Source organism: Halopolyspora algeriensis, from assembly GCF_003337235.1.
Taxonomy (GTDB): Bacteria; Actinomycetota; Actinomycetes; order Mycobacteriales; family Pseudonocardiaceae; genus Haloactinomyces; species Haloactinomyces algeriensis.
This window is the reverse complement of sequence record NZ_QPJC01000001.1, coordinates 506,993-533,084: the sequence shown is the minus strand read 5'-3', so window position 1 is coordinate 533,084 and position 26,092 is coordinate 506,993. Positions and strand designations below refer to the sequence as shown.

The 26,092-nt window shown below is 68.4% G+C and carries 26 protein-coding genes and 1 tRNA gene; 18 read left to right on the top strand and 9 right to left on the bottom strand.

Going from position 1 to position 26,092, the window contains the following annotated elements; all coding sequences use genetic code 11:
- Positions 1-92: 92 nt before the first annotated feature.
- The 4 genes from purQ to DFQ14_RS02610 all read right to left on the bottom strand — a co-directional run bounded on the left by purQ (position 93) and on the right by DFQ14_RS02610 (position 3,496).
- Positions 93-812, bottom strand: a complete 720-nt coding sequence (gene purQ, locus DFQ14_RS02625) for a phosphoribosylformylglycinamidine synthase subunit PurQ (protein WP_114451355.1) — start codon at positions 810-812, stop codon at positions 93-95.
- Positions 809-1,048: a phosphoribosylformylglycinamidine synthase subunit PurS gene (gene purS / locus DFQ14_RS02620; RefSeq protein ID WP_114451354.1), complete on the bottom strand. Its 240-nt coding sequence runs from the start codon at positions 1,046-1,048 to the stop codon at positions 809-811. Before purS ends, purQ begins: the two co-directional genes overlap by 4 nt.
- Before the next feature lie 233 nt (positions 1,049-1,281).
- Positions 1,282-2,157: a MaoC/PaaZ C-terminal domain-containing protein gene (locus DFQ14_RS02615; RefSeq protein WP_114451353.1), complete on the bottom strand. Its 876-nt coding sequence runs from the start codon at positions 2,155-2,157 to the stop codon at positions 1,282-1,284.
- A gap of 1 nt (position 2,158) precedes the next feature.
- Positions 2,159-3,496 carry a 3-oxoacyl-ACP reductase gene (locus DFQ14_RS02610; RefSeq protein ID WP_114451352.1) on the bottom strand — a complete coding sequence of 446 codons (1,338 nt, stop codon included), beginning with the start codon at positions 3,494-3,496 and terminating at the stop codon, positions 2,159-2,161.
- 235 nt (positions 3,497-3,731) lie between these two features.
- Between DFQ14_RS02610 and DFQ14_RS02605 the strand changes: the two genes are divergently transcribed.
- The 6 genes from DFQ14_RS02605 (at position 3,732) to DFQ14_RS02585 (ending at position 11,742) form a co-directional block, all read left to right on the top strand.
- Positions 3,732-5,009, top strand: a complete 1,278-nt coding sequence (locus tag DFQ14_RS02605; protein WP_114451351.1) for an acetyl-CoA C-acetyltransferase — start codon at positions 3,732-3,734, stop codon at positions 5,007-5,009.
- A gap of 540 nt (positions 5,010-5,549) precedes the next feature.
- Positions 5,550-5,672: a hypothetical protein gene (locus DFQ14_RS22150; protein ID WP_257233555.1), complete on the top strand. Its 123-nt coding sequence runs from the start codon at positions 5,550-5,552 to the stop codon at positions 5,670-5,672.
- Positions 5,673-5,782: 110 nt separating this feature from the next.
- Positions 5,783-7,714, top strand: coding sequence for an NHL domain-containing thioredoxin family protein (locus DFQ14_RS02600; protein WP_179951470.1), 1,932 nt, complete (start codon positions 5,783-5,785; stop codon positions 7,712-7,714).
- Positions 7,715-7,798: 84 nt separating this feature from the next.
- Positions 7,799-8,119: a GroES family chaperonin gene (locus tag DFQ14_RS02595; RefSeq protein ID WP_114451349.1), complete on the top strand. Its 321-nt coding sequence runs from the start codon at positions 7,799-7,801 to the stop codon at positions 8,117-8,119.
- A gap of 155 nt (positions 8,120-8,274) precedes the next feature.
- Complete coding sequence (locus DFQ14_RS02590; RefSeq protein WP_246195758.1) at positions 8,275-10,506, top strand: VanW family protein; 2,232 nt, start codon at positions 8,275-8,277, stop codon at positions 10,504-10,506.
- A 201-nt stretch (positions 10,507-10,707) separates the two neighbouring features.
- On the top strand, positions 10,708-11,742 hold the full coding sequence (locus DFQ14_RS02585; protein ID WP_114451348.1) for a zinc-dependent alcohol dehydrogenase family protein: 1,035 nt from the start codon (positions 10,708-10,710) through the stop codon (positions 11,740-11,742).
- 199 nt (positions 11,743-11,941) lie between these two features.
- Here the strand turns inward: DFQ14_RS02585 and DFQ14_RS02580 are convergent, their stop codons facing one another.
- Positions 11,942-13,801 carry an acyl-CoA dehydrogenase gene (locus DFQ14_RS02580; protein WP_114451347.1) on the bottom strand — a complete coding sequence of 620 codons (1,860 nt, stop codon included), beginning with the start codon at positions 13,799-13,801 and terminating at the stop codon, positions 11,942-11,944.
- A gap of 324 nt (positions 13,802-14,125) precedes the next feature.
- On the opposite strand from DFQ14_RS02580, the gene DFQ14_RS02575 reads away from it, so the two are divergent.
- Together DFQ14_RS02575 and DFQ14_RS02570 are read left to right on the top strand one after the other, a co-directional pair.
- On the top strand, positions 14,126-15,139 hold the full coding sequence (locus tag DFQ14_RS02575; RefSeq protein WP_170206375.1) for an ATP-binding cassette domain-containing protein: 1,014 nt from the start codon (positions 14,126-14,128) through the stop codon (positions 15,137-15,139).
- Positions 15,136-15,936: an ABC transporter permease gene (locus DFQ14_RS02570; RefSeq protein ID WP_114451346.1), complete on the top strand. Its 801-nt coding sequence runs from the start codon at positions 15,136-15,138 to the stop codon at positions 15,934-15,936. The genes DFQ14_RS02575 and DFQ14_RS02570 overlap by 4 nt, the downstream gene beginning before the upstream one ends.
- A gap of 181 nt (positions 15,937-16,117) precedes the next feature.
- On the opposite strand, the gene DFQ14_RS02565 is transcribed toward DFQ14_RS02570, so the two are convergent.
- On the bottom strand, positions 16,118-16,450 hold the full coding sequence (locus DFQ14_RS02565) for a YnfA family protein (RefSeq protein WP_114451345.1): 333 nt from the start codon (positions 16,448-16,450) through the stop codon (positions 16,118-16,120).
- Between the two features lie 313 nt (positions 16,451-16,763).
- Here DFQ14_RS02565 and DFQ14_RS02560 point away from each other — a divergent pair, with 313 nt between their 5' ends.
- The 5 genes from DFQ14_RS02560 (at position 16,764) to DFQ14_RS02540 (ending at position 19,854) form a co-directional block, all read left to right on the top strand.
- Positions 16,764-17,231, top strand: a complete 468-nt coding sequence (locus DFQ14_RS02560) for a fluoride efflux transporter FluC (protein ID WP_338072560.1) — start codon at positions 16,764-16,766, stop codon at positions 17,229-17,231.
- Positions 17,228-17,605, top strand: a complete 378-nt coding sequence (crcB, locus tag DFQ14_RS02555) for a fluoride efflux transporter CrcB (RefSeq protein ID WP_114451344.1) — start codon at positions 17,228-17,230, stop codon at positions 17,603-17,605. The genes DFQ14_RS02560 and crcB overlap by 4 nt, the downstream gene beginning before the upstream one ends.
- Before the next feature lie 87 nt (positions 17,606-17,692).
- Positions 17,693-18,028 carry a Cd(II)/Pb(II)-sensing metalloregulatory transcriptional regulator CmtR gene (cmtR, locus tag DFQ14_RS02550; RefSeq protein ID WP_114451343.1) on the top strand — a complete coding sequence of 112 codons (336 nt, stop codon included), beginning with the start codon at positions 17,693-17,695 and terminating at the stop codon, positions 18,026-18,028.
- Complete coding sequence (locus DFQ14_RS02545; protein ID WP_114451342.1) at positions 18,025-18,717, top strand: cation efflux transmembrane domain-containing protein; 693 nt, start codon at positions 18,025-18,027, stop codon at positions 18,715-18,717. The genes cmtR and DFQ14_RS02545 overlap by 4 nt, the downstream gene beginning before the upstream one ends.
- 231 nt (positions 18,718-18,948) lie before the next feature.
- The gene (locus tag DFQ14_RS02540; RefSeq protein WP_246195757.1) at positions 18,949-19,854 is read left to right on the top strand and encodes a mechanosensitive ion channel family protein; all 906 of its coding nucleotides are present in this window, start codon (positions 18,949-18,951) and stop codon (positions 19,852-19,854) included.
- Positions 19,855-19,924: 70 nt separating this feature from the next.
- Here DFQ14_RS02540 and DFQ14_RS02535 read toward each other — a convergent pair whose 3' ends face one another.
- A complete protein-coding gene (locus DFQ14_RS02535) occupies positions 19,925-20,284 on the bottom strand; it encodes a LapA family protein (protein ID WP_114451340.1) in 360 nt (119 codons plus the stop codon).
- A gap of 122 nt (positions 20,285-20,406) precedes the next feature.
- Between DFQ14_RS02535 and DFQ14_RS02530 the strand changes: the two genes are divergently transcribed.
- On the top strand, positions 20,407-20,964 hold the full coding sequence (locus DFQ14_RS02530) for a GNAT family N-acetyltransferase (RefSeq protein ID WP_114451339.1): 558 nt from the start codon (positions 20,407-20,409) through the stop codon (positions 20,962-20,964).
- A gap of 344 nt (positions 20,965-21,308) precedes the next feature.
- Positions 21,309-23,393, top strand: coding sequence for a putative bifunctional diguanylate cyclase/phosphodiesterase (locus DFQ14_RS02525; protein ID WP_114451338.1), 2,085 nt, complete (start codon positions 21,309-21,311; stop codon positions 23,391-23,393).
- A 116-nt stretch (positions 23,394-23,509) separates the two neighbouring features.
- Here DFQ14_RS02525 and DFQ14_RS21750 read toward each other — a convergent pair whose 3' ends face one another.
- Positions 23,510-24,058: a DUF1697 domain-containing protein gene (locus DFQ14_RS21750; RefSeq protein WP_158546639.1), complete on the bottom strand. Its 549-nt coding sequence runs from the start codon at positions 24,056-24,058 to the stop codon at positions 23,510-23,512.
- Between the two features lie 80 nt (positions 24,059-24,138).
- Here DFQ14_RS21750 and DFQ14_RS21745 point away from each other — a divergent pair, with 80 nt between their 5' ends.
- Together DFQ14_RS21745 and DFQ14_RS02515 are read left to right on the top strand one after the other, a co-directional pair.
- On the top strand, positions 24,139-24,282 hold the full coding sequence (locus DFQ14_RS21745) for a hypothetical protein (RefSeq protein ID WP_158546638.1): 144 nt from the start codon (positions 24,139-24,141) through the stop codon (positions 24,280-24,282).
- A gap of 159 nt (positions 24,283-24,441) precedes the next feature.
- A complete protein-coding gene (locus tag DFQ14_RS02515) occupies positions 24,442-25,125 on the top strand; it encodes a class I SAM-dependent methyltransferase (protein WP_158546637.1) in 684 nt (227 codons plus the stop codon).
- Positions 25,126-25,296: 171 nt separating this feature from the next.
- On the opposite strand, the gene DFQ14_RS02510 is transcribed toward DFQ14_RS02515, so the two are convergent.
- Positions 25,297-25,370: transfer RNA gene (locus DFQ14_RS02510), tRNA-Gly, on the bottom strand.
- A gap of 119 nt (positions 25,371-25,489) precedes the next feature.
- On the opposite strand from DFQ14_RS02510, the gene dcd reads away from it, so the two are divergent.
- On the top strand, positions 25,490-26,071 hold the full coding sequence (gene dcd, locus DFQ14_RS02505; RefSeq protein WP_114451336.1) for a dCTP deaminase: 582 nt from the start codon (positions 25,490-25,492) through the stop codon (positions 26,069-26,071).
- The last annotated feature ends 21 nt before the right edge of the window (positions 26,072-26,092 follow it).

The window sequence follows — 26,092 nt, the reverse complement described above, 5'->3', positions numbered from 1 at the left end:
GGTGCCGGTTTCGACGGTGGGGCCGTCGGTGGCTGCTTCGACGGCCGAACCGCTCGCGGCCACCGGCGCCTGCGGGTCTTCCGGATTGTTGCTCACGCTGCCACCAGTGCGTCGAGGGCGGACAGGAACATGCCGAGACCGTCGTCGGTCGGGCCGGTCAGCGGGTCGATCGCGTGCTCGGGGTGCGGCATCAGGCCGGCCACCCGGCCGCGCGCGTCGGTGATGCCCGCGATGTCGCGCGCGGAGCCGTTGGGGTTGCCGTCGACGTAGCGCAGCAGCACCCGGCCCTCGCCTTCGAGCTCGTCGAGGGTCGCCCTGTCGGCCATGTAGGAGCCCTCACCGTGCTTGACCGGGATGAGCAGCTCGGCACCGGGCTCGTAACGAGTGGTCCACAGGCTGGTGGTGTTCTCCACCTGCAGCCACTGGTCGCGGCAGACGAAGTGCAGCCCGGCGTTGCGGGTCAGCGCCCCGGGCAGCAGTCCGGCTTCGCAGAGCACCTGGAAGCCGTTGCAGATGCCCAGAACCGGCAGGCCTTTGCCCGCTGCCTCGACGAGCTCGGTCATCACCGGGGAGAACTTCGCGATGGCCCCGCAGCGCAGGTAGTCGCCGTAGGAGAATCCGCCGGGCACGATGACGGCGTCGACGCCGTGCAGGTCGTGGTCACCGTGCCACAGGGCGACGGCTTCGGCGCCGACGCGGCGTACCGCGCGCTGGGCGTCCACGTCGTCCAGCGAGCCGGGGAAGGTGATGACCCCGATCCTGGCGCCGTCGGCGGCGGGAGTCCGGGAGTTCTCGGTGGCGGGGGCGCTCATGAGTCGACCCTGCGCACGGTCCAGTCCTCGATCACGGGGTTGGCCAGCATCGTCTCGGCGATCTTGGCCAGCGTCTCGTCGTCGACCGAGTCGGCGACCTCCAGCTCGAAATGCTTTCCCTGGCGAACTTCGGAAACTCCCTCGAATCCCAGGCGCGGCAGTGCGCCTGCCACCGCCTGTCCCTGCGGGTCGAGGATCTCCTGCTTGGGCATGACGTCGACAACGACTCGGGCCACGGGTGCTGCTCCCGGTTTCCGTGCAGATCCACTGCCGTCCGCGTGGCAAGCGCCACGTACGGCAGTGAATGGCCAGCAGTACGCCAAAAGGGTAACTGACCTGCACGTTCGCTCCGTCCCACAGGGTGCGGAGGTGCGGTATAGGTCACGCTGCGGTGCGGCGCTCGATACGAGTGAACGCCAACTTTCGTCACTTCTGTGCGGGTGAAAGTTGGCGTTCACTCGCCACGGAATCAGCGCACCGATCCGCGCAGGTGTGGTTTGCCGGAGCGGGAGTGCAGGGCGAAGTCCCTGTTCTGCCCGTGGTTCTCCCGCCCGGAGCTGTCCTGCCCGGTGTCCCGCTCGGTGAACTCGACCGTCGACGGCAGCAGCACCGGCTTGGCGAAGGAGACCTCGGCGGTGTAGGTCTCCGGCAGGCGCCCCTCGAACACCGCGAGGCAGCGCGCCTTCGACCACATGCCGTGCGCGATCGCGCGGGGAAACCCGAACGCCTTGGCCGTCAGCGGGTGCAGATGGATCGGGTTGCGATCCCCCGACACCGCCGCGTAGCGGCGCCCCAGATCGCCCGGAAGTCGCCACGTCGCCGTGGGACTGCCTGCCTCGATCGTCGCGGTCCGCTCGGATTTCGCGGCGGACTCGTCCGGCTTGCCCCGACGCAGGTAGGTACTGCTCTCGGTCCAGACCGTCTCACCGTCGGCGTCGGTCTCGGTGACGATGTCGAACTGCCTGCCCTTGGGGTGCGGCCGCAGATTCGCCAGGTGAACCCGCTGGGTCAGTGTCTCGGTCACCAGCAGCGGCCGGCGCTGGGTGATCGTGTTCGCCACATGCACCAGACCGACCAGCGGGAACGGGAATCCGGGATCGGTCATCAGCCGCACCGCCGCGCCGAAGGACAGGATGTGCGGATATGTCGGGGGCAGCTCGTCGCGCATCCCGAAGCCGCACACCCGGTTGTACTCGGCCAGGTGGTCCCGGTCGACGGTGATGCCCCGGCGCACGTACTCGGTGTCCGGTAGCTCGTTGCCACCACGACGGGTGGGCGTCGACGCCACCGCCTTGAGATACAGCGCGGCCAGGTTCGGTGCCTCGTTCAGCTCCGTCGCCGTCATCTCACGCTCCCAGCAGGCTCTGCCCGCAGACGCGAACCACGTTGCCGTTCACTCCCCCCGAGGCGGGGTTGGCATACCACGCGATGGTCTCGGCCACGTCGATCGGCAGGCCGCCCTGGGACAGGCTGTTCATCCGCCTGCCCGCCTCGCGGACCACGAGCGGGATCGCGGCGGTCATCGATGTTTCGATGAAGCCCGGTGCGACGGCGTTGATCGTCACTGCACGCTCGGCCGCGCGGGGAGCGAAGCTCTGGACATGGCCGATCACGCCGGCCTTGGAGGTCGCGTAGTTGGCCTGGCCGACGTTGCCCGCGATCCCGGCGATCGAGGCAACCCCGATCAGCCTTCCGCCCCGGCGCAGCGGTGACGATTCGGCCAGCAGGGCCTCGTTGATGCGTTCCTGCGCCCCCAGGTTCACCGTCAGTACCGAGTCCCACTGCTGCTCGGACATTCGGGCGAGTGTCTTGTCCCGGGTGATTCCGGCGTTGTGCACCACCACGTCGAGTCCGTCGTGGCGTTCGGCGAAGTGGTCCATGATCCGCTGCGGAGCGTCCTCGGCGGTGATGTCGAGCTGCAGGGTCGAGCCGCCGATGCGGTTGGCCACGCGCGCCAGGTCCTCACCCTGGGCGGGGATGTCCAGGCAGACCACGTGAGCGCCGTCGCGGGCGAGGGTTTCGGCGATCGACTCGCCGATGCCGCGCGAGGCTCCGGTGACCAGCGCGGTCCTGTCACGCAGCGGGTGGGATCGGTCGGTGTGGGGTACGTCGGCTGCCCCGATGCGGATGACCTGCCCGGACACGAACGCCGACTTCGGCGAGAGCAGGAACCGCAGTGTCGAGTCGATGGCGTCCTCGGCGCCCGCGGAGACGTAGACGAGCTGGGCGGTTGCCGCCTGCTTGAGTTCCTTGCCCACGGTGCGGACGAAGCCCTCCAGGGCGCGCTGCGCGGTCCGCTCGGCGGGATCGGTGATGTCCTCGGGAGGGGTTCCCAGGACGATCACCCGGCCGCAGGTGTCCACCTGCCGGACCGACGGGGAGAAGAACGCGTGCAACTGCCGGAGCTGGTCGCTGGACGTGATGCCGGTGGCGTCGAAGACGAGTGCCGCATAGCGGGTGTCCTCGTCGGGGGCTTCCGCGACCTGTGCGGGCAGCTCGTCGAGCGTGCCCGCCACGGCTTTGCCCAGCCGGGAGTTCTCGGCAGCGGCAGCCAGCACCGTTCCCGAGAGGACGGGGTCGCCCGTGCGGTGGCGCCGCAGGGGTGTGGGGGTCGGCAACCCGGCCCACCGGGCGAGTTGCCGTCCGAGTCCGGACGAGGTGAGCTGCTGATACCGGTCGGCCATGGAATCTCCCTGGATCGTGGACGAGAGTTCGACGCATAAGCTACCCGTCGGTAGGTTAAGTTGGCGAGGTAGACCACACTATCCGTGCGGGTCTCCTTGTCGGGGGATGTGACCATCGACTCGGACCTGCACACTGCCACCTGCGTCGGACGGTCGGCCCCGTGTGGGAGCGGACCCGGGAACGAGCCGAGCCGCACCGGCCGGACCTGCACACAGATCAGTCGAGGAGTCGGGCATGTCAACCATTCGCCGGGTCGCCATCGTCGGAGGCAACCGGATTCCGTTCGCGCGTTCCGGAGGGCCCTACACCCGAGCATCCAATCAGGACATGCTCACGGCCGCGCTGGACGGGCTCATCGCGCGTTTCGGTCTGCAGAACGAGCGGGTCGGCGAGTTCGTCGCGGGGGCGGTCCTCAAGCACAGCCGGGACTTCAACCTCGCCCGCGAGACCGTCCTCGGCTCCCGTCTCGATCCCCGCACGGTCGCCCACGACGTGCAGATGGCTTGCGGAACCGGGCTCGAATCGGTCATCTCGGTGGCCAACAAGATCGCCCTCGGACAGATCGACTCCGGTATCGCCGGGGGCGTCGACTCGGCCAGTGACGCCCCCATCGCGCTCAACGACGAGTTGCGTCGCGTGTTGCTGCAGGTCAACCACGCCAAGAGTCTCGGTGGGCGCTTGCAGGCACTCACCGGGGTACGGCCGCAGCACGTCGTGCCCGAGATCCCGCAGAACGCCGAGCCGCGCACGGGGTTGTCCATGGGCGAGCACGCGGCGAAGACCGCTGCCGCCTGGCAGATCGAACGCGCCGAGCAGGACGAGTTCGCCGCGCGCAGTCACCAGCGCCTTGCCGCTGCCTACGACCGGGGTTTCTTCTCCGACCTCGTGACGCCGTTCCAGGGATTGTCCCGTGATCAGAACATGCGGCCGGACAGTTCGGCGGACAAGCTCGCCAAGCTCAAGCCGGTCTTCGGGCGCGACGAGAACGCGACGATGACCGCAGGCAATTCCACTCCGCTGTCCGATGGTGCCTCCACCGTGCTGCTGGCCAGCGAGGAGTGGGCCGAGCAGCGGCGGCTGCCCGTGCTGGCCTACCTCTCCGACTTCGTCTCGGAGGCCGTCGACTACGTCAGCGGTGAGGAGGGGTTGCTCATGGCGCCGGTCTACGCGGTGCCGAAGTTGCTCGACCGTGCCGGTGCCGGTCTCGGCGACTTCGACTTCTACGAAATACACGAGGCCTTCGCCTCGCAGGTGCTGACCACGCTGAAGGCCTGGCAGGACCCCGAGTTCTGCAAGGACCGCCTCGATCTGGACACGCCGCTGGGTGGGATCGATCCGGAACGGCTCAACGTCAACGGTTCCTCGCTGGCTGCCGGACACCCGTTCGCGGCGACCGGAGGCCGTATCGTGGCGACGCTGGCGAAACTGCTCGCCGAGCGCAGCTCCGGTCGTGGGCTGGTTTCGATCTGTGCCGCCGGTGGTCAGGGCGTGACCGCCATCCTCGAACGCTGAGGTCCGGCGGGAGCACAGGACGAGGGCTCGCGACATCCGGCGGGCACCCGCGAGCCCTTCCCGGATCACCCTGCTCGGTACTGGGCCGTCGCCATGACGTCCCGACGCTCCCGTACGCCGAACGATCCTGGTCAAGCCGTTGATGCGGAGTGACGGCACGCCTCGGAGAGCGGCCGTGAGCGCGCTCCTCCTGTGAGCTGAGTCATATCGAGACATAGTTGTAACGCTCACGTGGCAACCCACGATGAACAGGGTGACTCCGCGATGCTGTCGGACCCCCGACCTGGCAGCATCGCGGGGCCTTCCACCTCCTTGATGTTTTTCCGGGTTCGACGTTTCGAATCCGGGCCAACATTCAAATGTCCTCGCCCCCGGAGTGGCCTCCACGCCGTCGGTCGAGGTGTCTCTTCGTCACCGTCTCGGTGATGAATCCGATCAAAGCAGCTCTGTGTCAGCAGAGCTGCTCCCGCAGCTCTCATATCGGTTACCCGCGGTGGTCACCTGATCACCCGGCTCTTCATTGGCGAAGGGGAGACACCCATGCAAACCACGGTCACGATTCTCGGTGCGCTGGTGCCGATCATGGCGGCGAGCATGTTCTACCTCAGTGATCACCGAGTGCAGCAGGAGCAGCAGTCCTCCTTCGATTCCGAGCAGGACTGACCGGGGCTGACCGGTTGTCCGGATCACCCCCGGGCCCGGGAACAGCGGCCGCAGCGCAGTGGTTCGATGCGGGTGTGGGTACTTCCGCGCAACAGAGTCATCGCGCACGCGTGCGTGCGCCCGAACTCGTCGGGCGCCGGTGGTTGAACACCGGTGGTGAGTCCTGTTCGATCAAGGACTTCCGGGGCAGAGTCCTCCTGCTGGACTTCTGGTCCTTCTGCTGTATCAACTGCCTGCACGTGCTCGACGAGCTGCGGCCGTTGGAGGAGGAGTTCGCCGACGAGCTGGTCACGGTCGGTGTGCACTCGCCGAAGTTCGAACACGAGGCCGACCCCGATGCCCTGGCGGCGGCCGTCGAGCGCTACGCCGTCCGGCACCCCGTCCTCGACGATCCGCAACTGTCCTCGTGGCAGAACTATGCCGTCAAGGCATGGCCGACGCTGGTCGTGGTGGACCCCGAGGGCTACATCGTCCATGTCGCGGCAGGTGAGGGCCACGCCGAGGCGCTCAGGGCTGTCATCGGGGATGTGGTCGCCGAGCACGACGCGAAAGGCACTCTGCAGCGTGGCGAGGGCCCCTACGTCCCGCCGGAGACCCCCACGACCACGCTGCGCTTTCCCGGCAAGGTGATCGGGCTCGAGGGCGGGACCGTGCTGGTGTCCGACTCGGCGCAGCACTCGCTGGTCGAGTTCGCCGCCGATGGCGAGACCGTGGTGCGCCGTATCGGCAGTGGAGAGCGGGGCAGCACCGACGGTCCCGCCGCCGACGACTCGTCCGCCGACGACTCGTCCGCCGGCGGCCCGTTCACCGAGGGGCGGGCCGAGGTGGCGAGGTTCAGCGAGCCGGCCGGACTGGCGTTGCTGCCCGAGTCGGTCGCGTCCGAGGTCGGCTACGACGTCGTGGTGGCCGACACCGTCAACCATCTGCTGCGGGGAGTGTCCCTGGCCGATGGTCGGGTGACCACCGTCGCCGGGACCGGGCAGCAGTGGCGGTCCGGTCCCGCACAGCCGGGAGAGGAATCCCTGCCCGCACTGCAGGCCCCCCTCACCAGCCCTTGGGACGTGTGCTGGTGGGAGCCCGCGGGTGGGCTCGTGGTCGCCATGGCGGGCAACCACACGCTCGGCCTGTTCGATCCGGTCGCGGGCGAGGTGCGCCGGTTCGCGGGTACCACTGTGGAGGGCTTGCGCGACGGCGAGACCACCGAGGCCTTCTTCGCCCAGCCCTCGGGGCTGGCCGACGGTGGGCGGCGGTTGTGGCTGGTGGACTCGGAGACCTCGGCGCTGCGCTGGATCGAGGCCTGCCCGCACGGAGCCGAACACGGATTCGAGGTGCACACCGCCGTCGGAACGGGACTGTTCGACTTCGGGCACGCCGACGGGCCCGCCGATCAGGCGCTGCTGCAGCACCCGCTCGGTGTCGAGGTGCTCCCGGACGGCACGGTCGCGGTCTGCGACACGTACAACGGCGCGATCCGTCGCTACGACCCCGGAACGGGTGAGGTCTCCACCCTGGCCACCGATGTCGCCGAACCGTCCGGGGCGACCGTGCTCGACGGCGAGTTGGTGGTGGTCGCCTCGACGGCACACCGCTTGGAACGTCCCGTGCCGCCCGGGGTGACCGCGCAGCTCATCCGGGGGGCGGCACAGCAGGTCACGCGCCCGGCGACCGAGATAGCACCGGGCGAAGTGGAGCTGGCGGTGGTGTTCACGCCGCCACCGGGGCAGAAACTCGACGAGCGTTACGGTCCTTCCACCCGTCTGGAAGTCAGCGCTTCACCGGAAGGGATGTTGCTGGAGGGTGCGGGTACGGGTACCGAGCTGACTCGCCGCCTGGTGGTGGCCGAGGGACGAGAGTCCGGAGCGGCGGCGGACGGTGTTCTGCATGTCGTCGCGCAGGCTGCCAGCTGCGACGATGATGCGGAGGTCGAACATCCTGCCTGCCGCCTGACCCGCCAGGACTGGGGTGTGCCGATCCGGGCCACCGCCGCGGGAGCGGACCGTCTGCCGCTGGTGATGGGTGGGATGGATCACCCGGAGTCGTAGAGGTCGAGCGAGAGGCAAACCGCCGTTCCCGAGGTGACGACCCTGTGCGGCGGTGCCGTCGGCGACAGCACGTAAACTTTTCGGGTGACCGATGCCAAGCTTGAGATCCAGATGCTGCATGACCGGGTCATGGTGCGGGTCTCCGAAGACTCCGGAGAGCGCCGCAGTAGCGGCGGTATTGTGATCCCCGCGACCGCCCAGGTGGCCAAACGGCTGGTCTGGGGGGAAGTCTTCGGGGTCGGTAACCATGCCCGCTCCGTTCAGGTCGGGGATCGGGTGCTGTTCAACCCCGAGGAGCAGTTCGAGGTCGAGGTACAGGGGCAGTTGTACTTGGTGCTGCGAGAGCGCGACCTGCACGCGGTGGCCTCGGAGCGCCCCGAGCAAGGAACGGGTCTGTACTTGTAATAGGCAGGACCGCCGAATCGATATCCACAGCAGCGTACGGCGGAAACCGGCCGTGCGCCGAGTACGCCGGCGCAGCGAACGCTTTCCCGACCGGAGCTTCGGTCTGCTGCCGTTCGCCGTCGGCACCACCGCACGACCGACGAGAAGGGAACGCGGTGCCGGAAGACGACGAATACCCCGACCACGTGGGTGCGGGATCGGACGACCACGTGCGGTCACCCACCGAACGGATGGACCGGCAAGCGGGTTCCGGCGACGGCAATGGCGAGTCCTCCGGGGAGGAGCCCGGGCAGGAATCCGCGAGCCCGTCGGAGTCCAAGCGGGAATCCGGCGGTGGCTCGGCCGGTGGTGAGCGAACCGTTCGCATCTCGGGTGGCCTCGCCGGTCCCGAGGAGCCGACTCACTCGCATCGGGATCCGTCCCGGCCGGGTCCGTCCGAATCGGATTCCGAACGTACGCAGCGGATTCCGGCGGTTCCCGCCGAGCCGACCGACGCATTCTCCGAATCCGACACCGAACGCATCCATGCGGTCCCCGCGGACGAGGGGCTGTATCGGAACCCGGCCGCGGAGAGTCCCACGGTCTTCACCGCCGATGGCCGGACGATGTCGATGTCGCAGGCAGGTGGCGCGGTCCCGCCGCCCGGCCCGGCCGACGGGCAGCAGGGTGCCGCCGGCGAAGGTGGCCGGAACCGTGCGAGGCTCCTTCGCGCGGGTGTGGCCGCGGGAATTGCCGTGGTCCTGCTCGCCCTGCTGTACCTGGGGGATCTGGCATTCAGCAGTGGCCTGGTGCCGCGCGGTACCACCGTGGCCGGCGTCGATATCGGCGGCCTGAACAAGGCAGCGGCCGAGCGCAGACTGCGGGCGGAGCTCGGTCCGAGCCTCGACGAGCCGATCCGGCTCCGGTCCGGTGACGCCGAAGCCTCGATCGACCCGGCCGCTGTGGGCCTGTCGCTGGACTGGCGAGCGACCCTGGACAGGGCCGGTTCCCAACCGCTGAATCCGATCACCCGGGTGACCTCGTTCTTCACCACCCGAGAGATCGGCCCGGTCAGCAATGTCGACCGGGACAAGCTCACGGCGGCGTTGCAGGAGGTCAAGCCGGAGCTGCAGCGGAAGCCGAAGGAAGGCACGATCAAGTTCGAGGGCACCGAACCGGTCGCGGTGGAGCCGACACCCGGGCGGAAGATCGACATGCAGCGAGCCCTCGATGTGATCGTGGCCGAGTGGACCGGGTCCGGCGCGGTGCGGTTGCCGTCCACCAGTCAGCCGGTGAGCACGACCAGCGAGGGCGTGCACCGGGCATTGAACGAAATCGCCGTACCCGCGGTGTCGGCGCCGGTGACGGTGCTCGGAGACGGCGCGAAGGCCACGCTCGACCCCGAGGCGATCGCGGACTCGCTGCGCTTCGAGCCCGATGGCAAGGGCGGGCTGAAGGCGCACATCGACGTCCCGACCGCGGTCGAGGCCGTGAAGCCGCAGCTGGCGGAGACCATCAAGCAGGGCAAGGACGCGAGCTTCGTCATCGAAGGCGGCAAGCCGGTCGTGCAGCCGTCGGTGCACGGCCGCACCGTCAACTGGGAGAAGAGCTTCGCCCCATTGATCAAGGTGCTGCGACAGCAGGACGGGCGCCAGGTGCGGGCGGTCTACGAGGACCAGCCCGCGAAGCTCACCACCGAGGAGGCCAAGCAACTCGGCATCAAGGAGCAGGTCAGCACCTTCACCACCGGAGGTTTCAGCCCGGACTCCGGGGTGAACATCAAGCGGGTCGCCGAGGAGGTCGACGGGGCCATCGTGAAACCGGGCGAGACGTTCAGCCTGAACGGCTACACCGGCGTCAGGCAGAAGCCGCAGGGCTACATCGCCTCGGGCATCATCAAAGACGGTCGCCCGGCCAAGGCCGTGGGCGGCGGGATCTCCCAGTTCGCCACGACACTGTTCAACGCCTCCTACTTCGCGGGCATGAAGGACATCGAGCACCGCGAGCACAGCTACTACATCAGCCGCTACCCGATGGGTCGGGAGGCGACGGTGTTCCAGCAGCCGGACGGCACCAGCCTCATCGACGTCAAGTTCAAGAACGTCTCGGACAGCGGCATCCTGATCGAGACCGCGTGGACTCCGCAGTCGGTCACCGTCACGTTCTGGGGTACCAAGCAGTTCGAGGTGACTTCGCACACGAGCCCGAAGAGCAATTTCAAGCCTCCGGAGGTGGTCCCGATTCCGCCGGGAGAGCCGTGCAGTCCCGCCGGCGGCCAGAAGGGCTTCACGGTCTACAACACCCGGACGGTCAAAAACCTCAAGACCGGTGAGGTGACCAAGCAGCGCGAGCGGACCGATTACGAACCGCAGCCGATCGTGAAGTGCGGACAGCCACCGACTCCATAACGGTTCGGCCCGCACCGTTTTGCCGGTGCGAGCCGAGCACCGTCGGGTGTTCGGCTCGCACCCGCTTTCACGAGGGCCGGAGTGCGCACGGCGAGCGTCCGGGACCTCGTGTTCTTTCCCATACGCGTCGCGGGAAATGCCGCCGCCGTTCGTGGCGTCCTGCGTGGGTGGAAACGTCAACTGCAAGAGGAGTGGTCTTCAATGCGTGCCACCGTGATCCACGGTGCCGGCGACGTCCGGGTGGAGCAGGTGCCCGACCCGGTCCTGCGCGAGCCGACCGACGCGCTCGTGCGGGTGAGCCTGACGTGTATCTGCGGCAGTGATCTCTGGCCGTACAAGAGCATGGACCACGATGCGGCAGGCAGGCGCATCGGCCACGAGTTCGTCGGCATCGTCGAGGAGACCGGTTCCGAGGTCACCGGGGTGCAGCCGGGCGATCTCGTGGTGTCCCCGTTCACCTGGTCCGACGGCGAATGCGAATTCTGCCGGGAATCCTTGCACACCTCGTGCGTGCACGGCGGCCTGTGGGGCCAGCCCGGTTCGGACGGGGCCCAGGGTGAGGCGGTCCGTGTCCCGTTCGCCGACGGGACCCTGGTCAAACTCCCGGTCGAACCGGACGACAAGCTGCTACCCGCGTTGCTGACCCTGGCCGATGTCTTCCCCACCGGTCACCACGCCGCCGTCTCGGCCGGGGTGCGGCCCGGACACACGGTGGCGGTCGTGGGAGACGGTGCCGTGGGGTTGAGCGGTGTCCTCGCCGCCTCCCGGCTCGGTGCGGAGCGCATCATCGTCATGGGTCGGCACACCGAACGCACCGATCTGGCTCGCGAGTACGGTGCGACCGATGTGGTGCCCGAACGTGGTGACGAGGCCGTCGAGCGGGTGCGTGAGCTGACGAAGGGACAGGGTGCTCATTCGGTGCTGGAGTGCGTCGGCACGGGTGAGTCGTTGAGTACCGCACTGCGGCTGGCCCGCGGTGGCGGCAACGTCGGCTATGTCGGTGTCCCGCAGGACGGCGAGGGTGTGGACGTGCGCACGATGTTCATGCGCAATGTGGGGCTGCGGGGCGGGGTGTGCCCGGCGCGGGCCTACATCGACGAGCTGATGCCCGATGTCCTGTCCGGGCGGTTCGACCCGTCTCGGGTGTTCGACCACACGACCGGTCTGAGCGGGGTGCCCGACGGGTATCGCGCCATGGCCGATCGGAAGTCCCTGAAGGTCCTCGTCCGGCCCTGATTGCAGTTCGTCCGGTTGGCTCGAGCAGCGGTGCCTGTGGCAGAACCCCGCGGCGGTGCCGGTTGCTTGCGTGGCTGAAAGCAGCTCTACGCCGCTCGCCCGACATCCGGGGTGGGACCGGCCAACGACAAGAGGGCGCCCCTTACCGAACCCGTCGGTAAGGGGCGCCCTTCGTGTCCGGACCGCCGGTGGCGGCTGATCAGAACGCGGCCTCGTCGACCTCCATCAGGCTGTTGTCGGCCGCCTCGACGATCGTGCGGCGCGAGCTCAGCTCGGGCAGCACGTTCTTGGCGAAGAACTGTGCCACGGCGACCTTGCCCCGGTAGAAGGGCTCGTCCTTAGCCATCCCATGGCCCTCTGAGGCTCCCGCGTCCAGCGCCTGCAGCGCGACCTCGGCCTGGCGCAGCAGCAACCAGCCGATCAGCAGGTCACCCATGCTCATCAGCAGCGTGACGGCGTGCTGACCGACCTTGTAGACGTTGTCGAGCTCCTCCTGGGCCGAGGTCACGTAGCCGATCATGGAGCCGAGCATGCCCTGGGCGTCGTCCAGTGCCTGTCCGAGCAGCCGGCGCGTCTCCTTGAACCGGTCGTCGGCGCTGTCGACCGACAGCGAGTTCTGCACCTGCTCGGCGATGTGGCCGAGTGCCTGACCGTTGTCCTTGACGATCTTGCGGAAGAAGAAGTCCTGTGCCTGGATCGCCGTGGTGCCCTCGTACAGGCTGTCGATCTTGGCGTCCCGGATGTACTGCTCGATCGGGTAGTCCTGCAGGTAACCGGAGCCGCCGAGGGTCTGCAGCGACAGGGTCAGCATCTCGGAGGCGCGTTCCGAGCCCACGCCCTTGACGATCGGCAGCAGCAGGTCGTTGACCTTCTCGGACAGTGACACGTCGCTGCCGTCGGCCTTGCCCTGGGCGATTTCGTCCTGGAACGTCGCGGTGTAGGTGTAGACCGCGCGCAGCCCCTCGGAGTAGGCCTTCTGCAGCATCAGGATGCGTCGCACGTCGGGGTGGTTGGTGATCGTCACCCGCGGCGCGGTCTTGTCGGCCGCCCGTGTCAGGTCGGCGCTTTGCACCCGCTCCTTGGCGTAGTCCAGGGCGTTGAGGTAGCCGGTGGACAGGGTGCCGATGGCCTTGGTACCGACCATCATCCGCGCGTACTCGATGACCTGGAACATCTGGGCGATGCCGTCGTGCACCTCGCCGAGCAGCCAGCCCTTGGCGGGAGTGCCGTGCTGGCCGAAGGTCAGCTCGCAGGTCGCCGAGGCGTTCAGGCCCATCTTGTGCTCGACGTTGGTGACGAAGGCACCGTTGCGCTCACCGGGCTCGCCGGTGGAGTCGTCGAAGTGGAACTTCGGAACCAGGAACAGGCTCAGACCCTTGGTGCCGGGCTTGTCCTCGATGCCCGGTCCCTCGGGGCGGGCCAGCACCAGGTGCATGATGTTCTCGGTCATGTCCTGGTCGGCGGAGGTGATGAACCGCTTCACGCCGTCCAGGTGCCAGGTGCCGTCTTCCTGTTGGAACGCCTTGGTGCGTCCGGCGCCGACGTCGGAACCGGCGTCGGGTTCGGTGAGCACCATCGTGGCGCCCCAGCCGCGCTCGATCATCAGCTCGGCCCAGCGGCGCTGCTGCTCGGTGCCGTTGTTCCACAGGATGGTGGCGAAGTTGGGGCCCGCCATGTACATGAAGACGGCCGGGTTGGCGCCGAGCATCAACTCGGCTGCGGACCACTGCACCGACGGCGGGATGCCGTAGCCGCCGAGCTCGTCGGGCAGCCCGAGCCGCCACCACTCGCCGTCCCACACCGCCTGGTAGGACTTCTTGAACGACTCGGGCAGCGTCACCGAGTGCGTCTGGGGGTCGAACGCGGCCGGAACGCGGTCGCCCTCCTCGAACGACTCGGCCAGGGGGCCGGTGGCCAGCGTGTTGAGCTCGGTGAGCACGCCCCGGGCGGTGTCCTCATCGGACTGCTCGAAAACGCCGGTGCCCAGCTGCTTCTGTACCTGGAAGACCTCGAAGAGGTTGAACTCGAGGTCGCGGACATTGCTCTTGTAATGGCTCATGGCGGGTTCTCTCTGCTGATGTTCCGGGCGGGCCCAGCTCATCGGACACCACGCCCTTACTCGTCGGTAACAAGAGGGTATTACCTAGCGGTAACTTCTGCCAAGGTCGGGGGGTGGGTGAACTTCCACCGCTCCCGGTGCGTTGCCCCACGTTCCCCTGCCACGTCGTCGGCTCGGCGGCGCGAACGGCGGTGATCGAAAACCGGCCACGCCCGGAGCGAGCTCGGAAAATCCCGCGCGAAGTGTCGGTGCCCCCGCATACAGTGGCCGCATGTTCCCGGGCCGCAGGCCCGTTCGGCCGATCACGATCCCCCGGAGGCGGGCATGACCGCGTCGATCGCGGTGAGCACCGAAGCGCTGGTGAAGACCTTCGGCACCAACCGTGCCCTGGACGGAGTGGACCTCGAGATCCGCTCCGGCCGGGTCCTCGGACTGCTCGGGCCGAACGGAGCGGGCAAGACCACCACAGTGCGCATCCTGACGACCCTGCTGCGCCCCGACTCGGGCCGTGCCTTCGTCGCGGGCAACGATGTCCTCGCCGATCCGCATGCGGCCCGGCACGCGATCGGCCTGTCGGGGCAGTACGCCGCCGTGGACGAGAATCTCACCGGTTACGAGAACCTCTACATGGTCGGCCGTCTCTACGGGATGTCCCGCGCGGACGCGTCCCGGCGAGCGCGGCAGCTGCTCGACCGGTTCCGCCTGCAGGAGGCCGCCGAGCGCCCGTCGAAGGGCTATTCCGGTGGTATGCGCAGACGCCTGGACCTGGCGGGTGCGCTGGTGGCGGCACCGCCGGTGGTGGTGCTGGACGAACCGACCACCGGTCTCGACCCGCGCGGGCGGATGGAGACCTGGGAGGTCGTCGGCGAGCTGGTGGACGACGGCACCACCGTCCTGCTCACCACCCAGTACCTGGAGGAGGCCGACGCGCTGGCCGACTCCATCGCCGTGATCGACCAGGGCCGCGTCATCGCACGCGGTACGTCGGACGAGCTCAAGGCGCAGGTCGGCGGCGAGCGCCTCGAACTGGTCGCGCAGGAACCCGAGGATCTCGCGGTCGTGACGCAGGTACTCGACGAGGTCGGTTCGGGGTCTCCGCACACCGAGGAGCGGGCGCGCCGCGTGCAGGTCCCCGTCGAGGTGGGACCGAAGGCGCTCATGGAGGCCTTGCGCCGGCTGGACGCACAGGGCATCGAGGTGTACGACGTCGCGCTGCACCGGCCGACGCTGGACGACGCGTTCCTGTCGCTGACCGGTCGTGCGGCCGGACGCGCGGACGGAGCGGCAGAGCGGGACGAGGTCGGGGGCGGCCACATCGAGCAGGGGGCACGGGGATGAGTGTGATCACCGCAGGGGCGAGGGACAGCGGCGTCGTGGCATGGCGCAACCTGCTGAACATCAAACGCAATCCCGACTGGCTGCTGGCCGGAACGGTGCAGCCGATCATGTTCGTGCTGCTGTTCGCCTACGTCTTCGGCGGCAGCCTCGGCGGCGCGCAGTACCGCGAATTCCTGATCGGGGGCATCTTCGTGCAGACCGTCGCGTTCAACTCGAGCTTCACCGTGATCGGCCTGGCCAACGACCTGCAGAAAGGGATCGTGGACCGGTTCCGCGCGCTGCCGATGTCCCGGGTGGCGGTGCTGCTCGGGCGCACCACCTCCGATCTCGCGGTGGCGGTACTGACCGTGGCGATCATGTCGGTGTGCGGGTTGCTGGTCGGTTGGCGGATCCGGGGCAGCGTCACCGACGCACTGCTGGCTTATGCCGTACTGCTGCTGTTCTCCTTCGCCATGTCCTGGGTGGGCGCGTTCATCGGCCTGATCTCACGCAGCGTGGAGGTGGCTCAAAGCGCGGGACTGCTGTGGTTGTTCCCGGTGACGTTCATCTCCTCGGCATTCGTCTCGGCGGAGAACATGCCCGGACCGCTGCGCGCGTTCGCCACGTGGAACCCGATCACGGTCACGGCGGATTCGTTGCGCATGCTGTTCGGCAATCCCGTCCGCGTGGACCGGCTCCCGCCGGATGCGTGGCCCGCGCAGCATGCCGTGCCCTACGCGGTCGGGTCCGCACTGCTGATCATCGCTGTGTTCGTGCCGCTCGCGGTGGCCCGATACCGTCGCGTCGCCAGCCGCTGAGCGTTCCGCTCGACCCTCACGTCGCGTGGGGGCGTGCGCTCGTGCGTGGAGGTGAGGACGTGAGCGAGGCGGTAGGCAGGCACTCGGTGGACGCCGACCTGGATCGACTGCCCTGAGTCCTGGCATACCGCTGGCTCGGGTGCAGTTCCGGCATCGGGTGAACGCCTCCGTTCACCCGTCTTCATCCCCTCGGCGCGTACATGATGACCGCGACACCGACCAGGCAGAGCACCGCGCCGGTGATGTCCCACCGGTCGGGTCGGTAGCCGTCGACGAGGACGCCCCACAGCAGCGACCCGGCGACGAACACGCCACCGTAGGCGGCGAGGATGCGCCCGAAGTGCGGGTCGGGCTGCAGCGTGGCCACGAAGCCGTAGACCCCCAGCGCGAGCACCCCCGCGCCCATCCACAGCAGGCCCTTGTGCTCGCGCACGCCCTGCCACACCAGCCACGCGCCGCCGATCTCGGCGAGCGCGGCGAGCAGGAACAGCGCGATCGAGCGCAGCACGGTCATCGGGGCAAGAGTATTCGTCGCGGATGAGCCTCGGTGCAGGACGGTCGAATCCCGCCGACCACGGTTGACGAGTGGCGTTGTCCGCCAACTCGCCGGCGGCCTCCGGGAAAGTCTCCTCCGAACCGCCCTGAAGGATTGCGCGGATTCCCGCAGCACCGGCGAGTGAACCCGACCGTGGATACCGTCCAGTAGGCTGGAGGAGGTCCCGGATGCCGGGGCTCGCGGCGGTGGGGCTCGCCGGAACCAACCGCGGAAGGACTTTTCGCCAACGGTCCCTACCTGGTGTTGCAGCGCGCCGGTAGGAGGATCGCCAGTGAGTTCCGATGCCACCCCGACCGAGACCACCGATGCCCCGTCCGTGGCGCCGCGCCGGCACGGGCCGCCCTGGGATGTGCTGTCCGTGGTGGCCGCGGGTGGTGCCCTGGGAGCCGTGTCGCGATACGGGCTGTCGCTGCTGTGGCCGCATCCGCCGGGATCGTTCCCCGGGGCGACCTTGCTGATCAACGTGGTGGGCTGCCTGCTCATGGGAGCACTGATGTGCCTGCTCACCGAGTTCGTCACCACGCACCGACTGGTGCGCCCCTTCCTCGGGGTGGGTGTGCTCGGCGGATTCACCACCCTGTCGGCCCACGTCCTGGACACGATGCACCTGGCGGCGGCGGGGCGCCTCGGCCTCGCCGTGACGTACGTGTCCGCGACGGTGTTCGGTGCGCTGCTCGCGGTGCTGCTGGGAGCGCTGGGAACACGCCTGCTGCTTCGGCGGGCGGCGGGCACGCGATGACCGTGCTGCTCGTCGCCGTCGGCGGGGCTGCCGGGGCGTGCCTGCGATACCTGGCGGATCGCAGTGTGCGAGGGAGATTCGGCTCGTCCTTCCCGTGGGGCACGTTGACGGTCAACGCCGCCGGCTCGCTGATTCTGGGAGTTCTCACCGGTGTGGCGCTGCCCGGCGTGCCGATGCCGGTGCTGCACCCGCTGCTCGGAACCGGTCTCTGCGGGGCGCTGACCACCTACAGCACATTCGGCTACGAGACCGTCCGGCTGTTCGTCGACGGCGCTCGCCTGCGTTCCGTGGCCAATGCCGTCGCCACGGTCTGCGCGGGCCTTGGCTGCGGGGTGCTCGGTTTCCTCGGCGCCGCCGCGCTCGGGGGAGGTTGAGTGAGCGGTCTGCTCATGCCCTTCAGAAGCAACGGCCGGGCTGTCCACTCCTTTTCTCGATACACGATTCGCTGTATTGTTCAGCACATGCTGACCAGTGAGACGCACGAGGCGGCGCTGGCCCGGATCGGCAAAGCACTCGCCGACCCCACACGGTGCCGCCTGCTCGTGGCGCTGATCGACCGCCCGAGCTACCCCGGAGAGCTGGCCACCGAGCTGGGCCTGTCCCGATCGAACGTGTCCAACCATCTGAGCTGCCTGCGCGGGTGCGGCCTGATCGTCGCCGCGTGGGAAGGCCGCCGGACCCGCTACGAACTGGCCGACCCACATCTGGCCGAGGCGCTGCGGGAACTGGCCAAGGTGGTCCTGGCGGTCGAGCCCACCGTCACCTGTGTCGACGAGCCGACGGAGGCACCGGCATGACCGGCGACGTCGAGCCCCGGAGCCGGGAACGGACCTGCGCCGACGGCTGCGAGTGCTGCGCCCCCACGACTCCTCCGGCAGCCGCCACGCTCTCCCCGCAGCGCCAGGCGGTACTGACCCGCCGCGTGCGGTGGCTGGTCACGGCGACCATCACGTACAACGTCATCGAGGCCATCGTGGCGATCTCGGCCGGTGCGGCGGCATCCTCGACCGCGCTGATCGGCTTCGGCCTGGACTCCACGATCGAGGTTGCCTCGGCCGCCGCGGTGGCCTGGCAGTTCAGCGGTCCCGACCCGGAGGCACGCGAACGGATCGCCCTGAAGGTCATCGGGCTCTCGTTTTTCGCACTGGCCGCCTACGTCACCGTCGAATCCGTCCGCAGCCTGTTCGGAGTGGCATCGGCGGAGCACTCCTCGGTCGGGATCGTGCTGGCCGCCGTCAGCCTGGTGGTGATGCCGGCGCTCTCGCATGCGCAGCGTCGCGCGGGACGTGCACTCGGCTCGGCCAGCGCGGTCGCCGACTCCAAGCAGACCCTGCTGTGTGCGTACCTGTCCGGAGTGCTGCTGGTGGGACTGCTGCTCAACAGCCTGTTCGGCTGGTCCTGGGCGGATCCGGTTGTGGCACTGGTGATCGGAGCTCTCGCGGTGAAGGAGGGGCGCGAGGCCTGGCGCGGCGAGCACTGCTGCTGAAGCGGCGGGCGTTTCGCACATGGTGGCGACACCACAGCGGCGTTGCGGCCGTGGTGATCATGTTGACAGGATGTACGTCACCTGATCGGGCCAGGAGAGTCACCGCGAATCGGCTCTGCCCCATGCCGGACCCGCCCTGAAAGAAAGGTCTCGTCCTTGCTCTTTCCTGCACATTCTTCGCCGATCCCCACCTTGGCTGGTGACCTTGCTGTGCCGGTACAGGCCGGCGTGGTGACGGACTGGTTCGCCGAGAACAGCAGCGCGCTCGTATCGGGCCTGCTGAACATCGTGCTCATCCTGGTGCTCGCACTGATCCTGCGGGCAGTGGCCGGGCGCATGATCACGCACGCGGTCAGGCGCATGATCGGTTCACAGCAGCGCCTGAACCGGGCCGCCTCCAAGATCGGCAGGCAGGAACAAGGGCCGGAGCGCGCCGACGAGCGGCAGTCCCAGCGGGCGGAGACGATCGGATCCGTGCTGCGCAGCATCGCCACGGCCGTCATCGCCGGTGTCGCGTTCGTGATGGTGCTCGGCGAGTTCGGAATCGAACTCGCGCCGATCATCGCCGGCGCGGGAGTGCTCGGCCTCGCGGTCGGCTTCGGCGCGCAGAGCCTGGTGAAGGACTTCCTGGCGGGCATGTTCATGATGATCGAGGATCAGTACGGTGTCGGCGATGTGGTCGACACCGGTGACGCCGTTGGCACCGTGGAGGCCGTGAGCCTGCGCCTCACGAAGATTCGCGACCTCAACGGTGGCCTGTGGTACGTCCGCAACGGCGAGATCATGCGCGTGTGCAACCTCAACCAGGATTGGGCGAATGCCGTCGTCGAGCTCCCGCTGGACTACAGCGTCGACATCGCGCACGCCGAGCGGGTCATCGAGGCGAGCATCGGCGAGTTCGCGGCCGATCCGCAGTACAAGCCGAAGATTCTGGAAGCTCCGGACCTCAATGGTGTGATCGGCATCGGCAACGGCTCGGTGACCGTGCGCATCATCGTCACAACCAAGCCGGGTGCGCAGTGGGAGCTGGGCAACGCGCTGCGCGCCCACCTGAAGAACAGCTTCGACACCCACGGCGTCCAGGTCGCCCATCCACTGCTGCCCACCGGCGGGAGCGGGGCCGTCAAGCAGGGCTGAGGCCGCGACGCAGAAAGGGTGGCCCGGCCCGGCCGGGACCCCCTTTCTCGCGTGCCGTGATCGGGGAGACCTACGAGCCGGTGTGCTCCTGCTTGCGCCGGCGGTTGGCGGTGCGGCGCAGCTGCAGGATGCGGGCGGCACCGGCGAAGGCGACGAGCAGGCCACCGATCGCGGCGGCGAGCAGCAGGGCGACGCCGATCGGCAGGTTGGTGCGCACCCCGAAGAACGTGATGGCGGCCGGCTGCAGGTTCTGCAGGATGAACACCAGCAGCACGATCAGGGCCACGGTGGCGACGACGACCGCCGCCCAGGTTCCCGCAGTGCGGGTGTGCCCGGAACCGGTGGGTTTTCCGGCCGAGGTGCGCTCGGGCTTGCTGGGCCCCTTGTCCGTGCGTCCGGAGTGCGCCTGCTGGTCGTCATTGCTCGACATGCCTCCATTCTGCGAGCACATCGTGGGAATGCAGCCGTGGTGCGTGACGACACGCCGGGCCGGCACGAGAACGGATCATGACGCGGTGGATCCGTCCTCGTACGGTGCGTAGTGTTCGTCGGGTGCTGAGTCCTGACTACCCCGTCGAGACCGAGCGGCTCCTGCTTCGGCCGTTCCATCGTGATGACCTCGGTGATTTCCACGCCTACCATTCCCGCGCCGACGTGGTGCGCTACCTGTTCCAGGAAGTCCACGGCCTCGAGCAGGCGCGTGTGGCACTCGAACGCAACATCGGCCGGGCCGCTCTCACCGAGGAAGGCCAGCGGCTGATACTCGCCGTTGCCACGCGGCAGGACGGGCAACTCGTCGGTGAGATCCATCTGGAATGGCTGAGCCGCAAGCACCGGCAGGGGGAGATCGGATTCATCTTCAACCCCGAGTACCAGGGGCGGGGTTTTGCCTCGGAGGCGGCGTGGGCCGTGCTCGGTTTGGGTTTCGAGGACCTCGGCCTGCACCGGATCGTCGGGCACTGCGATGCGCGCAACCACCCCTCCGCGCGCCTCATGGAACGGCTCGGGATGCGGCGGGAAGCGCATCTCGTGCACCACCGGATCTTCAAGGGCGAGTGGGACGAGGAATTCGTGTACGCGATCCTCGAACGCGAATGGCGCGAGCGGTAGGCGCCGCATTCTCCGGTGACACCGTGCTCGATGGGGGACTCGACTCGAAGTCAAGACTGCGATTCCCGCGGTTCGAAGGCTCCGAAGGAGCCGTGGTCGGCTGGATACGACTTTCGGAGGGAGCGTTGTCGAAGAGGGACACACGACGGGGAGAAACGGGATCCGGTCGTGTGGTGTGGCGATACCGGCCATCTCGGGCGGTGCCGCCGGCCGGCGTGGTCGAGATGCGCCACTGCGGGTGAAGTGCTGTGTTGGAGGCGGAGAGGGACTCGGGGCCGAGCAGGGCCGGTGAGGTGGGCAATCGGCTTGCCCGGCGTGTTCCCGGCCGAGGAAGGTTGCCGGAGATGAGCGGCCGCAGCGAGAACGTCGACGTCGGCAAGCGAGCCGAGACCGAAGGTGATCTCGAGCTGCTGGCCGGCATCCTGCACGAGTACGCGGTGATCACCCTCGATCCGAAAGGCAAGGTGACCAGCTGGAATCCCGGCGCCGAGCACATCAAGGGCTACAGCGCGGAGGAGATCATCGGGCAGCACTTCTCGGTGTTCTACACCCCCGAACAGGCCGCTGCGGGACGCCCGGACCGAGTGCTGGCCATGGCCGCCGAGGCCGGAAGCCACATCGACGAGGAGTGGCGTGTCCGCAAGGACGGCACCCGGTTCTGGGCCCATGTGGTGATCACGTCGCTGCGAACGAGCAGCGGTAAGTTGCGCGGCTTCGCCAAGGTCACCCGCGACGACACCGAGCACCGCGCGCGGCTGGAGCGGCTGAGCCGGAGATTCACCGACCTCTTCGATCTCGCCCCCGTGGGGATCGGTCTGCTCGACACATCCGATCGGGTGGTCGAAGCCAATCCCGCACTGTGCTCGCTGCTCGGTTACTCCCAGCACGAGCTTCAGGGCATGGCCGCCACGGAGCTGCTTCATCCGGATGATCCGGGCGGAGCGTTGACCCCCGAGGCACCGGAGCCGGGAACCCCGACCGGCATCCCGAGCCTTCCGCAGCGGATGCTCGTCCACTCCGACGGGCGAGTGGTGCACTGCGAACTGCACATCACGCGGTCGGTGCGGGACAGCGAGAGCGACTTCTGGCTGGTGGTGTTCCAGGATGTGACCGAGCGGCAGCAGCAGGCCGAGGAGCTGCACTACCGGGCCACCCACGACGAGCTGACCGGCCTGCCGAACCGCGCGGCGGTCGGTGACCTGCTCGGCGGTGCCGATCTCGAAAGTGCGGCGGTGCTGTACTGCGATATCGACAACTTCAAGCGGATCAACGATTCGCTCGGGCACGCGGCCGGTGACGAGTTGATCCTCGCCGTGGCCAGGCGCCTGGAGGCGGGACTGCCGGACCGGTGGTCGCTCGCTCGTCCCGCCGGGGACGAGTATCTGATCATCTGCCCGGACGTCTCCGCGGCGGGTGGTATCGACGCGGTGGTCACCACGGTTTCGAGCCTGCTGCGCATGACGGTTCCCCTGCGCGGGAAGTCCATCCGGGTGTCGGCATCGATCGGTGTCGCGGTGGCCGACGACTCCGTCGCCGACGGTGAGGACCTCGTGCGGTTCGCGAGTGCGGCCGTGCTCGAAGCGAAGAGGGAACCGGAGCGCATCTCGCAGGCGGGGCCCACCCTGATCACCTCGTTGGATCGGCAGTTGCAGATGGAGGAGCAGCTGCGGGTGGCGATCGAGTCCGATGAGCTGACGCTGCACTACCAGCCGATCGTGATTGCGGACGGGACCATCGTGGGGGCCGAGGCGTTGGTGCGGTGGTCACACCCGGAGCGTGGTCTGCTCGGCCCCGACGTGTTCCTGCCGGTGGCCGAACGAGGCGGTCTGCTGCGCGACCTGGACTGCTGGGTACTGCACACGGCACTGTGCGAGGCCGCGGAATGGCCCACCTCCGCCGGGCAGCCGGTGGGGATCGGGGTGAACCTGACGGCGCTGGTTCCCGGGGCCCCGGATTTCGGGCAGGCGGTGGCCGACTTCCTCACCGGCAGCGACGTCGCCTGGCAGCGCGTGGTTCTCGAACTGGTGGAGACCTCTCTGATCGATCTGCCGTCGCGGTCCATGCAGGCGATGAACGATCTCGTCGAGCAGGGTGTGCGGTTCGCCGTGGACGACTTCGGGACCGGGTACTCCTCGCTGATCCGGCTCAAGGAACTGCCGGTTCGGATCATCAAGATCGACCGTCAGTTCACCTCCGGCATCGAAACCGACCCTTCGGATTTCGCGATGGTGCGGGCCATCAACGACATGGCACGCGCCATGGGTTACGACTGCATCGCCGAAGGGGTGGCCACGGCCGGACAGCTCGACCTGTTGCGCGGCATCGGCGTGGAGAGCCACCAGGGCTGGCTGTTCTCCCCCGCGGTACCGGCCCCGGAGTTCCGTGCCCTCATCGAGGGTGGACCACTGCAGCCGGTCGAACCGGACTGAGGCGGTGCGGCGCCGATGAAGTCACCGGTCTGCTCGCGCGGTACGGCTCGCCGGAGCGGGTGACGGAAACCGGCCCTCCCGGCGGGCGCGGGAGCGAGGGAGCGGGGCCGCCCGGGTCACGCATCGAGCAGAGTCATCAACTTCGTCACCGTTGCCCAGTTGCGCGCTGTTGTTCCGGCCTCCGGCCGGACCAGCTTGGTGGCCAGCTCGCTGCGCGCAAGCCCGTCGGGAGTGTGCAGGAACAGCGTGCGCCCCATGACGTGCGCGTCCTCTCGGCCGCCTCGCTCCCGAGCTCGCTGTACGGCGACGGTGACGGCGGTGACCTCGTCGGGCCCGAACTCCTCACCGCGGAACACGGCGTGCAGGCACTTCGGGCTCGTCTCCTCCGGGAAGGGATTGGCCGCGATCACCCGCGCCAGTTCGCCGCGGGAGAGCACCACGGCCCGGACTCGCACCCCGAGGTCCTCGGCGATCGCGTGCTCCAGCGCATTGCTGAGCGTCGCCGTCTCGGTTTCCGGGCAGGAGAACACGACGTTGCCGCTCTGGATGTACGTTGCCACGTCGGTGTGTCCGAGTGAACGTACGACCTCGCGCAGATCCGCCATGGCGACCTTGTTGTGTCCACCGACGTTGATGCCTCGCAGTAAGGCGATGTGTGTGGGCATGAGCGGATTGTGCCGCGCAGGACCGACTTCCCCGTGCACGCGTCGTTCGATTCGTGGACGCACCGCGCTACCGTGCTGCCATGACAGCGTTCGAGCGTTCCACCGCCCGGCTGCGCCTGCGTCGCGTGATCGAAGGTGACGTCGCCGAACGAGCCGGACTGACCAGGCGGGAAGCGCAGGACGGCGACAAGTACACCGCCCTCCTCCTGGAGACGACGCGCTGACCCGGCGGGCGGTGGGCAAGCCGCACGTCGGGATGTTGCGGTGCAGGTGGCCGCGCGGTCCGAGGCGCGTCATCGTGGGGAGATCGACAACATCCGACCCGTGGCTCCACGAGGCCGGACCCGTCGAGCGAAACGTTCCCCGCGAGGGAGGTGATGAGCGTGAACCCGCAGGTCCGGACATTCGCCAGAGCGTCGCGTCGCGGCCTGGCGCGGCTGCGCCGGCGCGCACAGCTGCGTGACTACCTCGCGTCGACGAGCACGCCGAAGCTGCATCTCGGTGCGGGACACAACCACCTCGACGGCTGGCTCAACACCGACAGCGACGTCGACTCCGGCGCGGTGCTGCTCGACGTCTCCCGGACTTTCCCGCTGCCGAGCGGTGCGTTCCACTACGTGTTCTCCGAGCACCTCATCGAGCATCTCCCGTACGCGACCGGCGTGGCGATGCTGCGGGAATGCCGGCGCGTGCTCGCCCCCGGCGGGTGGATCCGGACGGCGACCCCGGACCTTTCCGCGATCGTGTCCGTCCTCGACGGGGCCGGTGGGCAGCTCGGCGAACGCTACGCCACCTGGCTCGCGGACTCCTACTTCCCGGACACCCCCGGCTCCCCCGCGACGTTCGCCGTCAACCAGGTCATGCGGGGGTGGGGGCACCGGTTCGTCTACGACGAGGCGACCCTGCGGGCGACACTGGAGGCGGTCGGGTTCACTGACGTCCGGCGGTGCTCCTTTCGCGACAGCACCGACCCGGCTCTGGCGGGGCTGGAGGATCACGGCGTCGCCGACGGCAACGAGGAGTTCACGCGGTTCGAGACGATGAGTCTCGAGGCCCGCCTGCCTTGATCCCGCCGTGCTTCGGCGCAGGCACACGGCGTGTGGGCGGTGTCGTGATCGGTCCGCAACGGCCGCGCGGTCGCGAATGTCCCCGACCTGTGGCCGAAAGATCCCGCAATACGCGGAAGGGGCGCCCCCGATGATCCGGGAGCGCCCCTTCCGCGCTACGAAAAACGCTGCTGGAGCGGGTGACGGGGATCGAACCCGCGTTCTCAGCTTGGGAAGCTGATGTTCTGCCATTGAACTACACCCGCACCGCCTTCTGCGGCACTGAACAGCCTAGCACGGCCACCGCCGAAGATCGCCAGGGCCCCTGGGGCGGCTCCGGGGGCGGATGCGCTGTGCCCCGCACTGCGCGGATACGCTGTGTTCCGTGCTGCTGAGTGACCGCGACCTGCGTAAAGAGCTCGACGAGGGACGGCTCGAACTGGACCCGTTCGACGTCTCCCTGATCCAGCCGTCGAGCATCGACGTGCGGCTCGACCGGTTCTTCCGGGTGTTCGACAACACCAAGTACACCCACATCGACCCCTCCCTGCAGCAGGACGAGTTGACCTCGCTGGTCGAGAACACCGACGACGACCCGTTCGTGCTGCACCCCGGTGAATTCGTGCTCGGATCGACCTTCGAGGTCGTGCGACTGCCCGACGATCTCGCAGGCCGCCTGGAGGGCAAGTCCTCCCTGGGGCGCCTCGGCCTGCTGACCCACTCCACCGCCGGATTCATCGACCCCGGCTTCCACGGGCACATCACGCTCGAGCTGTCCAATGTGGCGAACCTGCCGATCACTCTGTGGCCGGGCATGAAGATCGGGCAGCTCTGCCTGTTCCGCCTGTCCAGCCCCGCCGAGCACCCGTACGGATCGAAGCGGGCGGGCTCGCGGTATCAGGGCCAGCGCGGCCCCACACCCTCGCGCGCGTACCTCAACTTCGGGCGGGTCGACACCCGGCGCTGAGCATCGAGGGACACTTTCGCC

What these genes read in the sequence shown, in the direction of transcription:
- purQ (WP_114451355.1), bottom strand. Translation starts at nt 812, where the DNA reads ATGAGCGCCCCCGCCACCGAGAACTCCCGGACTCCCGCCGCCGACGGC.
- DFQ14_RS02615 (WP_114451353.1), bottom strand. Translation starts at nt 2,157, where the DNA reads ATGACGGCGACGGAGCTGAACGAGGCACCGAACCTGGCCGCGCTGTAT.
- DFQ14_RS02610 (WP_114451352.1), bottom strand. Translation starts at nt 3,496, where the DNA reads ATGGCCGACCGGTATCAGCAGCTCACCTCGTCCGGACTCGGACGGCAA.
- DFQ14_RS02605 (WP_114451351.1), top strand. Translation starts at nt 3,732, where the DNA reads ATGTCAACCATTCGCCGGGTCGCCATCGTCGGAGGCAACCGGATTCCG.
- DFQ14_RS22150 (WP_257233555.1), top strand. Translation starts at nt 5,550, where the DNA reads ATGCAAACCACGGTCACGATTCTCGGTGCGCTGGTGCCGATCATGGCG.
- DFQ14_RS02585 (WP_114451348.1), top strand. Translation starts at nt 10,708, where the DNA reads ATGCGTGCCACCGTGATCCACGGTGCCGGCGACGTCCGGGTGGAGCAG.
- DFQ14_RS02580 (WP_114451347.1), bottom strand. Translation starts at nt 13,801, where the DNA reads ATGAGCCATTACAAGAGCAATGTCCGCGACCTCGAGTTCAACCTCTTC.
- DFQ14_RS02575 (WP_170206375.1), top strand. Translation starts at nt 14,126, where the DNA reads ATGACCGCGTCGATCGCGGTGAGCACCGAAGCGCTGGTGAAGACCTTC.
- DFQ14_RS02570 (WP_114451346.1), top strand. Translation starts at nt 15,136, where the DNA reads ATGAGTGTGATCACCGCAGGGGCGAGGGACAGCGGCGTCGTGGCATGG.
- DFQ14_RS02565 (WP_114451345.1), bottom strand. Translation starts at nt 16,450, where the DNA reads ATGACCGTGCTGCGCTCGATCGCGCTGTTCCTGCTCGCCGCGCTCGCC.
- crcB (WP_114451344.1), top strand. Translation starts at nt 17,228, where the DNA reads ATGACCGTGCTGCTCGTCGCCGTCGGCGGGGCTGCCGGGGCGTGCCTG.
- cmtR (WP_114451343.1), top strand. Translation starts at nt 17,693, where the DNA reads ATGCTGACCAGTGAGACGCACGAGGCGGCGCTGGCCCGGATCGGCAAA.
- DFQ14_RS02545 (WP_114451342.1), top strand. Translation starts at nt 18,025, where the DNA reads ATGACCGGCGACGTCGAGCCCCGGAGCCGGGAACGGACCTGCGCCGAC.
- DFQ14_RS02535 (WP_114451340.1), bottom strand. Translation starts at nt 20,284, where the DNA reads ATGTCGAGCAATGACGACCAGCAGGCGCACTCCGGACGCACGGACAAG.
- DFQ14_RS02525 (WP_114451338.1), top strand. Translation starts at nt 21,309, where the DNA reads ATGAGCGGCCGCAGCGAGAACGTCGACGTCGGCAAGCGAGCCGAGACC.
- DFQ14_RS21750 (WP_158546639.1), bottom strand. Translation starts at nt 24,058, where the DNA reads ATGCCCACACACATCGCCTTACTGCGAGGCATCAACGTCGGTGGACAC.
- DFQ14_RS21745 (WP_158546638.1), top strand. Translation starts at nt 24,139, where the DNA reads ATGACAGCGTTCGAGCGTTCCACCGCCCGGCTGCGCCTGCGTCGCGTG.